Origin of the sequence: Streptomyces thermocarboxydovorans (assembly GCF_039524635.1) — a bacterium.
In the GTDB taxonomy this organism is placed as follows: domain Bacteria; phylum Actinomycetota; class Actinomycetes; order Streptomycetales; family Streptomycetaceae; genus Streptomyces; species Streptomyces thermocarboxydovorans.
This window is the reverse complement of record NZ_BAAAGU010000042.1, coordinates 22423-34762: the sequence shown is the minus strand read 5'-3', so window position 1 is coordinate 34762 and position 12340 is coordinate 22423. Positions and strand designations below refer to the sequence as shown.

General features: G+C 74.0%; 10 protein-coding genes. 2 read left to right on the top strand and 8 right to left on the bottom strand.

Annotated elements, in window-relative coordinates:
* Position 1 precedes the first annotated feature (1 nt).
* Positions 2-772, bottom strand: a complete 771-nt coding sequence (locus ABD198_RS20065) for a hypothetical protein (RefSeq protein ID WP_344003642.1) — start codon at positions 770-772, stop codon at positions 2-4.
* Positions 773-1073: 301 nt separating this feature from the next.
* Between ABD198_RS20065 and ABD198_RS20060 the strand changes: the two genes are divergently transcribed.
* Complete coding sequence (locus tag ABD198_RS20060) at positions 1074-1970, top strand: chaplin (protein ID WP_344003638.1); 897 nt, start codon at positions 1074-1076, stop codon at positions 1968-1970.
* 360 nt (positions 1971-2330) lie between these two features.
* On the opposite strand, the gene ABD198_RS20055 is transcribed toward ABD198_RS20060, so the two are convergent.
* A complete protein-coding gene (locus ABD198_RS20055) occupies positions 2331-3596 on the bottom strand; it encodes an FAD-dependent oxidoreductase (protein ID WP_344003738.1) in 1266 nt (421 codons plus the stop codon).
* Positions 3597-3598: 2 nt separating this feature from the next.
* Positions 3599-4852, bottom strand: coding sequence for a carboxylate--amine ligase (locus ABD198_RS20050; protein WP_344003635.1), 1254 nt, complete (start codon positions 4850-4852; stop codon positions 3599-3601).
* Positions 4853-5070: 218 nt separating this feature from the next.
* Here ABD198_RS20050 and ABD198_RS20045 point away from each other — a divergent pair, with 218 nt between their 5' ends.
* Positions 5071-6351, top strand: coding sequence for a glycoside hydrolase family 26 protein (locus ABD198_RS20045; protein ID WP_344003632.1), 1281 nt, complete (start codon positions 5071-5073; stop codon positions 6349-6351).
* Positions 6352-6383: 32 nt separating this feature from the next.
* On the opposite strand, the gene ABD198_RS20040 is transcribed toward ABD198_RS20045, so the two are convergent.
* From ABD198_RS20040 to ABD198_RS20020, 5 genes are read right to left on the bottom strand one after another with little or no spacing between them, the layout of a single operon-like run.
* Positions 6384-7040: a YveK family protein gene (locus ABD198_RS20040; RefSeq protein WP_344003629.1), complete on the bottom strand. Its 657-nt coding sequence runs from the start codon at positions 7038-7040 to the stop codon at positions 6384-6386.
* Entirely contained in the window at positions 7037-8281 is a 1245-nt protein-coding gene (locus ABD198_RS20035) for a glycosyltransferase (protein WP_344003626.1), read from the bottom strand. The genes ABD198_RS20040 and ABD198_RS20035 overlap by 4 nt, the downstream gene beginning before the upstream one ends.
* Positions 8278-9057, bottom strand: a complete 780-nt coding sequence (locus ABD198_RS20030) for a polysaccharide deacetylase family protein (protein ID WP_344003624.1) — start codon at positions 9055-9057, stop codon at positions 8278-8280. Before ABD198_RS20030 ends, ABD198_RS20035 begins: the two co-directional genes overlap by 4 nt.
* Positions 9041-10999 (bottom strand): murein biosynthesis integral membrane protein MurJ, encoded by a 1959-nt coding sequence (gene murJ, locus ABD198_RS20025; RefSeq protein ID WP_344003621.1) that lies wholly within the window; start codon positions 10997-10999, stop codon positions 9041-9043. The genes ABD198_RS20030 and murJ overlap by 17 nt, the downstream gene beginning before the upstream one ends.
* A complete protein-coding gene (locus ABD198_RS20020) occupies positions 10996-12339 on the bottom strand; it encodes an O-antigen ligase family protein (protein ID WP_344003619.1) in 1344 nt (447 codons plus the stop codon). Before ABD198_RS20020 ends, murJ begins: the two co-directional genes overlap by 4 nt.
* Between the last annotated feature and the right edge of the window lies 1 nt (position 12340).

The window sequence follows — 12340 nt, the reverse complement described above, 5'->3', positions numbered from 1 at the left end:
GTCACTTCACCACGACGTTGTCCCCGGAGGACGTCGACGGCCCGATGGTGGTGTTGCCGTAGTACACCCAGCGCCACGTACCCGTCGTGGAGGCCTTCACGGTGGTCCGGAGAGCACCTGAGGCGTTCGCGTACACCTTCTTCACCGTGGTGTAGGAGGCGGCACCGGCGGGCTTGAACTGCAGGCTCACCTTGCGGCCTCCGTAGGAGACGTACTTCCTGGTCTGCCAGACGGCCCGTGTGACCTTTCCGGTCACGGTGATGGTCGCGCCCTTGGCCACCGGTTCGGGGGAGGCGTTGACGGTCAGGCGGGAGTTGCGCTTGACGTGGACCGTCAGGCCCTCGTCGTCGGTGTCACCGCCGCCGCCCTTGAAGTAGACCTCGGCCCCGACCTTCCAGGCTCCGGCCTCGCTGTTGCGCATCTCCCACACGCTCGGGTCGAAGTACATCGTCTCGTCGAAGTCGCAGACGCCCGGGCCCACCTGGATGCAGTCGCTCGTCTCGATGGCGTGCCACAGCCGCTCGCCCGTACCCGCACTGCCGCGGTACAGGAACACCGCCGGCCACTTCCACTGGCGCGTGGTCGTCATCCGGAAGGAGGCGGGCACCGCGACCTCCTTCGACACTCCGATCACGATCGGCTTGCCGCCGTTCACCTGGACACGCGTGAACGAGGCCCCGCCCTCGGCCGCCCCGGCCGGCACCGCGGCCACGGCCGTGAACACCGCCGCCGCACCACCGGCCACGAGGACTCTCCAGACCTGCTTCCCCATCTGATCCCCAATCGCTGTACGGAAGGGCACCGAAGGCTCCTCCCTCCAGCGCGTACAGACAGCCGGCGTCCGCGCGGGGTTGTACGCCGGCGCATCACGATGGGGCATCGGCGGTGCCTGCGACCGCTGCGCGCCGCCCGCAACCGGTGCGGGCCATCCGGGTGAACCTGCGCAACCGATCCCTGTGCACCGGGTTGATGAAGGAGTAGGGCATGCGACGCCAAGAGAAGGCCGACCCCCGGATGTCGGTCTCCTCGCAAAGGCCGGCTTTCCCAATTCTTCAAGCAGGAAGACAACGACATTGCGACAGACCCTGAGCAGGGGAGTGTTCGCGGCGGCCGCCGCCACGGGCATTCTGTCCCTCTACGGTGCCCCGGCCATCGCCGACTCGCAGGCGGAGGGAGCCGCCGAGAACTCTCCCGGCGTGCTGTCCGGGAACAACGTCCAGGTGCCGGTCGAGGCGCCGGTGAACGTATGCGGCAACACCGTCGGCGCGGTCGGCGCGCTCAACGAAGCGGCCGGCAACGTCTGCGCCAACTCCTCGGACGACAAGAAGAAGTCCGCCGCCGCGGACTCCTCCTCCACCTCGGCGTCCGGCGCCGCCTCCACGAGGTCCGCCACCAAGAGCGGCTCCGGCGGCGGCGCACAGGCGGAGGGCATCGCCAAGGGCTCACCCGGTGTCGGCTCCGGCAACAACGTCCAGGTGCCGGTTGAGGCGCCGGTGAACGTCTGCGGCAACAACATCGCGGGCGCCGGACTGTTCAACGAGACCGCCGGCAACACCTGCGTCAACCACTCGCACTCGCACAAGGGCGGTCCGCAGGCGGTGGGCAGCGCCGAGGGCTCGCCCGGTGTTCTCTCCGGCAACCTGATCCAGCTGCCGGTGCACGCCCCGGTGAACGCCTGCGGCAACAACCTCGACGTCGTGGGCATCTTCAACAGCGCGTACGAGAACTACTGCGAGAACAGCGTCTCCACTCCGGACGAGCCGGAGAAGGAGACCAAGACCCCGCCGAGCACCAAGAAGCCGCCGACGACGGACATCGTCGCGCCCCCGGCCGAGGAGAAGGAGCCCGAGGCCCCGAGCCTGGCCGAGACCGGCAGCGACGGCATCCTCACCGCCTCGGCGGCCGGTACCGCGCTGCTCATCGGCGGTGCCCTGCTCTACCGCCGCGGCCGCGCCGCGTCCCGCGTCTAGGCGCCCCGTCCCGCGTCTGGGCGCCCCGTCCCGCGTCTGGGCGCCCCGTCCCGTCGGCGGACACCCCGAGCGCCGAACCTCTCCGTCCGGCCCTGCCACCGCCCTGGCAGCAGACCGCCCCCGTTCGACACGGCCACCCTCGTGGTGACCGAGCCGGACGGGGGCGCGGTCGGGTCGGAGAGGAGACGCGGTGAATCCCGTCCGCGGGTGCGGTCGCGTCCGGCCCGGGGCGCGGTCCGGCGGAAGTGGAGTGCGGCCATGTCCGGTCCGGGAGCGCGGGCGCTCCAGCCGCATGACAAAGGGCCGCCGACGGAAGCAAGCTCCCGTCGGCGGCCCTCGCTACGCCCCGCAGGGCCCCCGTCAGCGCGTCACCGGTGTCGGCGTCTCGGCGCGGCCGGCGCTCGCGGGCAGCGGGACCGTGCCGCGGGCCGGGGTCGAGCGGAGCCGGCGCCGCACGCCCTGGACGAGGGCCGAGGCCGTGAAGGGCGCCCCGTGCACGAAGCGCATCGCCGGGCCGAAGCCGGACGCGGTGATCAGGCCCGCCAGGAACAGCCCCGGGTGCGAGGACTCGAAGCACCGGCCGACATCGGGGGAGCCGTCAGGCATCGTGACGAGGCTCCGGCGCAGCTCCGGCGCGAGCAGGCCCAGCCGGTCGCAGCGGGCCTTGAAGCCGGTCGCCGCGATCACATGCTCGGTCTCCATCGAACGCACCGAGCCGTCACGGCTCAGCACGTCCAGGCGCACCCCGCCCGGCACCGCGGTGGCGGCCGTCACCGCGTGGCCCGGCGCCACCTCCACCGCACACTCCACCCGGTCCCGCAGCCACCAGGCGCCCGCCGGACCGAGCGCCGTCGCGGCGATACGCGACCGGGTGGTCTCCGGCAGCCGCCGGAACAGGCCCGGACGCTCGGAGTAGAACCAGTTCTTCCAGCCGGGACCGAGACCGCTGTGCGGGGAGCGGACCGACTGCCACCACGGGCGCTCCCACGGCGGCGGCACGTCGTTCCACACCAGCCGGTCCGCCCGCGCCAGCACCCGCACCCGGGTGCCCTGCTCGGCGAGGAGCGCCGCCGTCTCCAGGGCCGCCTGCCCGCCGCCGATCACGGTGACGTGCTTGCCGCGGAACTGGCCGAGGTCGCTGTGGTGGCTGCTGTGGGTCACCAGCGACGGGTGCAGCCCGCGCAGCGCCTGCGGCACCTCGATGAACGGCATCACGCCGACCGCCAGCGCCACGGTGCGCGCGTGCACCTCCTGACCGTCCTCGGTGACCGCGACGAAACCGCCGGGCGCGGCCGCCAGCCGGACGATGGTGCGCTCGTCCACATCGGGCACCGCGTGCTTGGCGAACCACAGGCCGTACCCGGCGAACGCCTCCACCGGGATCGGGTGGGCGTGACGCGCCGTCAGCCCGTTCTCGGCGCAGTAGACGTCCAGCCGCCAGCGGCCCGCCGGGTCGGACAGGTTGGACGCCCAGGGCTCGGACTTCAGGAACATGCCGGCGGGCATGTGGTCGCGCCAGGACGCCATGGGACGGCCGAACACGCGCAGGCTCAGCCCGGCGGACGCGGCATGTGCCGCGATCGACAGCCCGTACGGACCGGCACCCACCACCAGAAGGTCGTACATCATCAACTGCTCGCTTTCTCGTTGTCGGTCGGCAAGGGTGAGGCCGCCCGGGGGATCACAGGGGTGGCCGGTGCCGCCGGCCTCGGGATCAGGCGCTGCCGCAGCCGGCCGGAGACATGGCGGCACCACAGGGACCACATCGCCCACCCGGGACGGCGGTCGTCCGCCGCGTACCAGGCGAGTTCACGCCCGCCCGGCGCGCCGCGCAGCGCGGCCAGCGGCGCGTAGTTCTCCACCACGAACTCCCGCCCCGCCAGCTGCTCCCCGTCCGGCAGCGCACGGCCCGTCAGGTCCAGGTGCAGGGCCCGTACGACGTCCACGCCCGCGCTGTCCGCGAACAGCCGGAACTGCGCGCCCGGCCGCGGGTTGAAGTCGAGCAGGTGGTAGCGGCCCGTTGTGCCGCAGCGCCGGAAGTCCAGGTCGAGGATGCCGCGGTAGCCGAGCGCGGCGACCAGCCGCTCCGCCAGCTCCCGCACTTCCGGATTGGGCGTCCAGCGGCCCACCGCCGTCAGCCCCGCGCCGCGCGGCCACGCCAGCCGCTTGCGGCCCGGCCCGCCCGCGCGCAGGGCCCCGGTGCGGTCGGCGTAGCCGTGGAAGAACCAGTCGCGGTCCGGCCCCGGCGGCAGGAACTCCTGCAGCAGCAGCGGGCTGCCCGCCTCCTCGGTGCGCTCGTACAGCTTCCGGGCCTGCTGAGCCGTGTGCACCAGCTGGGTGCTGCGCAGCCCCCGGCCGGGCGGCAGCAGCCAGGGGCGGCTCCACTTCGCCACCACCGGCAGCCCGAGCCGCCGCGCGTCGTCGGCGGCGCGCACCGCACTGTCCGGGACCAGCGTCCGCGGGTGCGGCAGCCCCGCCGAGGCGCACACGGCGGCCAACTCGGCCTTGTCCGCGACCCGTTCGGCCAGGGTCTCGGGCATCTCGGGCAGCAGATAGGACGGGGCGAGGGTCTCGCGCAGGCGGGCCGCGGCGATCGCGCAGGCGTCGTCCATGGCCACCAGCACGGCCGGCTGCCCGATCTCGCCGGCCACCCGGCGCAGCACGGCGAGCAGATCGGCGGCGGACGCCTGCGGGGGCGGCGGGGCGTGCAGCCGGGTCACATAGCGCGAACGGCCGACCGGACTGCCCGTCACATCCGCGACCACATGCACGGGCACGCCCGCCCGGCCGAGGGAACGCACGGCGCCGAGCGTTCCGTGGTGAAAAGGGTTCCGGTCGGTCCGCAGCACCACGGCCGGGACTTGGGTGTCGAGCAGCGACACGAATTCTCGCTTTCTTCCGGAGCGGCTCGGAGCTTTCATCACCGGCGTCCGTCCGCATTCCGTCCGCTCACCCGCTCGGGCGAGAACGGCACTCGAAAGCCGCAACGACGGTGGCGTCGGTGGATCATCTGTGACTGACTTTCATGTGACTGTTGGTCAATAGCGTGAGCAATTCCGTGAGCGATACGAGCGCCAACGACCCGACCGAAGGAGCAGACATGGCCCCTCACGAGAAGCGGGTCCGAAACCGCGGGCGGCCGGTCAGGGGAGCCGCGGCGCTCGCCGTGTCCGCCGCCCTGGCGGCAGGTCTCCTCGTCACCGGCGTGGACGCCACGGTGCTGCCCGTCGACGACGGCCGCGCCCCGGCGCCGGTCGTCCCGGGCACCGCCGGCCCGACTGAGCCCCCCGCGCCCGTGCCCGCCGCCCCGGTACCGCTGCTGCCCCAGCCGGCCGACCGGACGACGACGGCGGGAAGGGAGTTCCCGCCCTCCGGCGTCTTCCTCGCCTCCGACCAGCAGGGCGTGGACCGGATGGCCCAGTTCAGCCAGTGGCTGGGCGGCACGGAGCTCACCGTCGGGCACACCTACCTGCCCGGCAACGACTGGAGCGACATCGAGGGCAGGGCGCAGTGGCTCGAGGCGTGGGCCGACTGGCGCAACGCGAAGCCCGGCCGGATGTTCGTCCTCAACGTCCCCATGCAGGCCCGCAACGAGGAGGGCGTGCCCGACCACGAGGTCCGCGAGCTGCTGCGGCGCGGCGCGGCCGGGGAGTTCGACCACCACTTCCGCACCCTCGCCGAACGGCTGGTGCGGCTGAAGGTGCCGGAGACGGTGATCGTGCTCGGCTGGGAGATGAACGGCAGCACCTACACCCACCGCTGCGGGCCGGACCCTCAGGCGTGGAAGACGTACTGGCGGCGGATCGTCACCACGATGCGTGCGGTGCCGGGCCAGAGATTCCGGTTCGATTTCACCCCGAGCCGCGGCCGGGACGCCGTCCCGTGGAGCGAGTGCTACCCCGGGGACGACATGGTCGACATCCTCGGAATGGATTCCTACGACCAGCCGTCCGGAATGTCGTTCGACGAGCAGGTGAGTGAACCGTACGGGCTGAGGCACCACGTGGAATTCGCCCGGGCGCACCGGAAGCCCATCTCGTACCCGGAATGGGGGCTGTTCCGCAACGGCGACAATCCCGAGTACATGCGGCGCATGCTCTCCTGGATCGCCGAGCACCGGCCGCTGTACAACACGCTGACCGACTACTGCCCGCACGGGGTGTGGCAGTGCGACGCCAACCCGCGGTCGTCGCACGTCTACCGGTCCGTCCTCTCCGGCCGCCACGACCACCCCGGGCACCCGGTGCCCACACCGACACCCACGGCCCCCACGCAGCCGCCCGCCCCCGCCGAGCCGCCGAACTGCTCGGTTCTGGACCTGGGCGACTGGGTGGAGCACTGGCTCGGCGGGCGGCTCTGCATCCGCTTCACGTGGTGGTAGAGCCTCCGCCCTCGGCCCGGCCGGCACCGGGATCATCGCTTGCCGTGCGCATCGGCGGCGGTGGCCGGACCGGGCACCGAAGCGGCCGGGACGGCCTCGTCGTCCCGGCCGCCTCGCCTCGGCCGCGCCAGCAGACCGAGGCCGCCCAGCAGCCCGCCCGCGCTCGCGCCCACCAGGGCCGTCACACCCGGCGAGGCGGACGTGGGCTCGCTCGGCCGCACCGCCCGCGAGAACTGCACCAGACGCACCTGGGTGCTGTCCCGGCTGTGCTCCGCGTGCTGGGTGAGCGCGTGTGACACCGCGTTGGCCATCTCGACCGCCCGGGCCGGCTCGGAGGAGGTGGCCGACAGGGCGACCATCGGGGCGTCCGGCGAGGTGGAGGCGCGCACGCTCTCGCGCAGCGTCCCGACCGGCACCCCCGCCCACACCTGGGCGTCCCCGAGCACCGCCAGCTGCGTCGCCACCCGGCCGTACGCCTGCGCGAAGCCACGGGCGGCCTCCGGGGTGGACTTCGAGGTCGGCACGGCGACGACGTAACTGGTGGCCGTGTACGTCGCCGGCGTGAACAGGCCGTAGGCGCCGCCGAGAAGACCGCCCAGCAGGGTGCCCGCCGCGAGGACGGACCAGGACGGCAGCGCACCGGCACGGGCCAGGGACAGACGGCGCTGACGGGTCGGGGAGTCGGTCATGACGGGCTTGCTCCGAAGGAAGAGACGGAAGAGACGGCGGACGAAGGTGCGGAGGAAGAAGAGGGCGTCGCGGTGGACGCCGGGGGAGAGGGGGCGGGCAGGAACGCGCCGCGCGGCGACGCGCCCGGACCGGAGACGGCCGCCGCGTACACGTCCATCAGCCGGGCCGCGCTGCGGCTGATGCTGTAGCGGTGCGCGGCCTGCAGAACCGTGCGCGGCCGGGGGCCCGCGGCACGCGCCTCGGTGATCGCGCGGGCGTACTCCTCGGGCCCGCCGCGCACCCGCCGGGCGCCGCTGGTCTCGGACGGCGGCAGGTCCTCGATCGCCGGGCAGGCCGCGTACAGCACGGGCAGACCGGAGGCCAGCGCCTCCACCGCCGCCAGGCCGAAGGCCTCGTCGGCGGACGGGGAGGCGAACAGGTCCATGGCCGAGGTGAGCGACGGCAGATCGGGGCCTGAGGAGCCGTCGGCGATGTAGGGGCGTTCCCCGGTGAACAGCACCCGGCCCGTCACGCCCGCCTCCTGGGCGGTGCGGCGCAGCATGTGCTCCTCGGGGCCGCCGCCCACCAGCAGCAGCCAGCAGTCCTCCGGCAGCCGGGGCAGCGCCCGCACCAGCACGTCGAACCGCTTGCCGGGGGCGAGCCGGCCGATGCCGCCGACCACGAACGCGTCCTCGGGCAGGCCGAGCCGGCGGCGGGTGGCGGCGCGCCGCCCGGTGTCGAAGCGGAAGCCGTTCAGGTCGATGCCGTTGGGCACCACCTCGATGCGCGGCGCGGGCACCCCCCAGCGCTTGAGCCGGTCGGCGACCGCCGCGGACACCGCCACCGTCGCCGAGCCCAGCCGCTCGCTGGCGAGGTACAGCGCCCGCACCCCGGCGGTGAGCCGGCGGCCCTCCATCTGGGTGTCGCCCAGCGAGTGCTCGGTGGCCACCACCGCCCGCACCCCCGCCAGACGTGCGGCGAGCCGCCCGTGGACGCACGCCCGGTACAGGTGCGTGTGCACCAGGTCGTAGCGGCCCGCGCGGATCAGGCGCACCAGGCGCGGCAGGGCGGTGAGGTCCCGGTTGCCGTGCATGCCGAGATGGGTGACGCGGACTCCGTCCGCGGCGAGACCGTCGGCGACCGCGCCCGGGTTGGTGAGCGTCACCACCTCGCAGTCGGCCGGGAGGTGACGCAGCAGCAGCCGCAGCTGCTGCTCGGCGCCGCCGACGCCGAGACCGGTGATGATGTGCAGGACCCTCATGCCGCATCCCCCTTCGCCGGGCGGCGGCGCAGCCGGTGCAGGCGCAGCTTGAGGAACATCCGCCAGGCCGTGTCGTTCTGGCCGATGTGGACGCGCGGCAGCGCCAGCAGGCCGGTCAGCGGGCCGGGGTCGATGGCGCAGGCGTAGCGGTAGCCGGCCTCCCGTACGGCCTGTACGGCCCGCTGGTCGACCGTGCCGTACGGGTAGCAGAAGCCCTCGACCGGGCCGCCGGTCAGCTCCTTCAGCAGGGCGCGGCTCTCGGCGACCTCCGCCTTGAGGGTGGCGTCGTCCGTCTTGGTCAGGTCGACATGGGTCAGACCGTGCGAGCCGATCTCCACGCCGTGCTCGATCGCCTGCCGGATGCCGGCCGCGTTCAGCAGCGGCTTGCGCGGGCCCAGCGGGTCCCAGGCGTTGTCGCCGCCCAGCCGTCCGGGCAGCACGAAGAGGGTGGCGCCGCAGTTCCAGCGGCGCAGCAGCGGCAGCGCGCCGGTGAGGAAGTCGACATAGCCGTCGTCGAAGGTGAGGGCGACCAGGTCGCGGCCGTCGCCGCGGGCGCGGGCGGCGAGCAGGTCGGCCACGGACACCCCGCGCAGGCCGCGCCGCCGCAGCCAGGCCAGCTGCCGGCCGAGCCGCTCGGGGGTGACGGTGATGCGGTACGGATCGTCCGAGCAGTCGCCCACGGAGTGGTACATGGCGATCCACGGGACGGGCCCCGGGAGCGGGGCGGAGGGTCTGCCGGGTCTGCCGGTGGAGACGGAATCAACGGAAGCGGCCATGAGTCAGCTTTCGTGTGACGGCGCGTACGGGGCGCACAGCGGATGCGAAACCCTGGACGCCGAGGGCCCAGGCGAGGGAGAAGAAGACTGCGGTGACGGCCAGACCGCCGGCGGCGAGACCCGCCGCCGGGGAGTCGGTCCGGCCCGCCACGAACCATCCGGCGGCGGTCGCCGCGGCGGCGGCCAGCACGGGCCTGCTCAGCTCGGCGAGAACCTTGCGCACCCGGATCGAGACGCCGCACGGGCTGCCGCCGCGCCGGGAGGAGCGCAGACCGGCGAGCAGCAGGGCGGCGGTGACGGTGATGCCGAAGGCGTTGGCGGCGGCGATCCCCGCCACACCCCACGGGCCCACGGTGACGGCGCCGATCAGCGAGGTGGCGGCCACACCGGCGACCATCACCGCCAGGGGGTACCAGCAGGGGCGGCCCGCCGAGAAGTAGGAGCGGACCAGGGCGCCCACCAGGGTCTGCGCCAGCAGACCGAGGGCGTACACGCGCATCACGTCCGCCGTGGCCACGGTGTCGTCCGCGGTGAACGCGCCGCGCTGGAAGAGCAGTCCGATGATCTGCGGGGCGCAGGCCAGCACCGCGCACAGACCCAGCAGCACCACGCAGGAGGCCAGCACCAGATCGCGTTCCACGCGGCGCCGGGCCCGCTCGGTGTCGCCGTCCGCGAGGGCCCGCGCCACCACCGGGAAGGTGACGGTGACCACCATCAGCGACAGCGTCATCGGGATCTGGGCGACCTTCTGCGCGTAGTTGAGGTGCGAGATGGCCCCGGCGGGCAGCGAGGAGGCGAGGAAGCGTTCGACCAGCACCTGCGACTGACGGCACAGCGCGAACAGCAGCACGGCGGCGATCAGCGCGAGCCGCACCGGCCGGCGCGGATCGTCACCGGTGTCCGGGGCGTCCACGGGCGCGTTCGTACGGGACGTCAGCTGCCGCCACAGCGACGGCAGCTGCACCACCACCATCAGCACACCCCCCACCGCCACGCCCACCGCGGCCGACCGCACGCCCCAGGTGGCGCCCAGCAGGAACATCGCGGCGACGATGCCGGCGTTGTAGGCCATGTAGATCGCCGCGGGCGCGAAGAAGCTGCGGTGCGCGCGCAGGGCGGCACTGCAGTAGCCGGCCAGGCCGAAGGCCAGCAGGCTGATCGCGGTGAGCCGGGTGCAGTCGACGGCGAGCCCCGGATCGGGCAGCCCCGGGGCGAGCGCCCGCACCAGCAGCGGGGCGGCGGCGGCCACCAGCGCGGCCACGGCGGCGAAAGCGAGGCACAGCCGGGGCAGCGTGGCGGCGACCAGCTCCCGCACGGGATCACCCGGCACACCCCTGGCCCGGCGGGCCAGCGCCATGCTGAACGCCGGGATCAGCGCGATCGCCAGCCCGTCCTCGATCAGCAGCGTCGCCGCAACCTCCGGCACGGTCCACGCCACCAGGAAGGCGTCCGTGTCGCTCCCGGCCCCGAACAGCCGGGCCAGCGACTGATCCCGCAGCAGCCCCAGCAACGACCCGCCGACCGACAGCGCCGCGGTGACGAGCGTGGCCCGCGCCAGAAACTTCCCGGAGGCCGCGGCCTGTTCGGCCCCTCCGCTGGTGCGTGCAGGCCGCGCAGCAGGTACGGCGCCCGTGGTTCGCGCGGTCGTGGAGTCCGGGGTGGTGGTCGTGGAGTCCCGGCGGTAGGAGGTCATGGGGCCCTTGCCGTGGGCGGTCGGCGCGCCTTGGCCGTAGGGCGGGGTGTCCGGACCGGAGGCAGCCCGGGAGTCCGGACCGGAGGCAGTCGCCGAGTCCGCACCGGAAGCAGCGTCCGTGGCGTCCGCATCCGGGGCCGTCGTCGGGCCCGGCTCGGTGGCGGAGGCGGCGGTACGGGGGCCGGGTGGCGTGCCCGGAGTGCCCGGAGTGCCCGGGGTGCCCGGGGTGTGGGAGGGGACGAGCGTCATCGGGACACGGCCTCCTCGACCCGCGCGGCCGGCTCGCCGTACGGCCGTGCGGCCTCCTGCGGGCCGGCAGCCAGCCCCCACCAGGCGGCCAGGCCCAGGGCCATGGCCGTCAGGACCGTCGAGGGGCCGCCGATGTCGCCGTAGACGAAGTCGGTCAGCAGCCAGATCAGCAGGCCGCAGGCGATGAGGCCGCAGTCGGGGGCCGGGCCGTGGCGGTCCGCCCGCAGCAGCCGGCGCAGGCCGCACACCAGCAGCGCCAGCCAGCCGCCGGCGAGGGTGACCAGCCCGATCAATCCCTGCTCGCTCAGCACCAGCAGATACATGCTGTGCGGCGACAGCAGCGCCTGCTTGTGGTAGGCCTCGCCCGCGCCCCCGATGTCGCTGCCCGAGGACAGCGCCAGCGTGGCGTGCTCGTCGCGGTACTCGGGGAAATTCTTCAGGCCCACGCCGGTCAGCGGCTGTTCCCGCCACATGCCGAGCGCGGACCCCCACAGCGCGTACCGGTCCACCACGGACTGGTCGGGCGCGTCGGTGACCTGCCCGATGCTGTCGATCCGCTCCTGGAGCTGCGCCGTGCCGACCCCGAAGCCGCCCATCAGCACGATCCCCGCGGCGACCAGCGCCGCGCCCGCCTTCACCGCGCGCTGCAGCCCCGCCAGCACCAGCTGCACCGCGCAGGTCAGCGCCGTGGCGATCCAGGCGCCCCGGCTGAAGGACAGCGCGAGCGGCAGCAGCAACACCACCGCGCAGCCCGCCGCGAACGCCCGCTGCCCCCGGGGCGCCCGCCCCAGCGCGAGGCCCACCGCGCACACCAGGCCGAGCGCGACCACCGTCGCCATGCCCATCACGTCCTGCGCTCCGAACGTGCCGACCGCCCGGATCGGCTCGCCCTGGTAGCTGGCGCCGGTGCCGGTGACGTACTGGTGCACACCGACGGCCCCCTGCCACCCCGCGAGCCCCACGAACGTCCAGGCCAGCACCCGGAAGTCGGCCCGGTTCCGGGTCAGCACCAGCACCGCGGCCGGGACCAGCACGAAGATCTGCAGATAGCGGCCGAGGCCGGTGAGCCCGGCCGTCGCCGAGGACGCCCCCATGGCGGCCAGTGCGAGGCCCGCCACCGGAAGGCCCAGCACCAGCGCGGCCACCGGCGTCAGCGGGCGCTGCCGCTCGCGCAGCAGCAGGATCACGCAGTACACCACCAGCAGCCCGGACATGGCGTCCGCGGGACCGGCGCCGTCACCCGTGTGCGGCACGGCCAGCAGGGCGATCACCGCCGCCAGGGGCAGCACCGGCACCCGTTCGGCCGCCCGGCGCGGGAGCAGGGCAAGGGCGTGACGCACG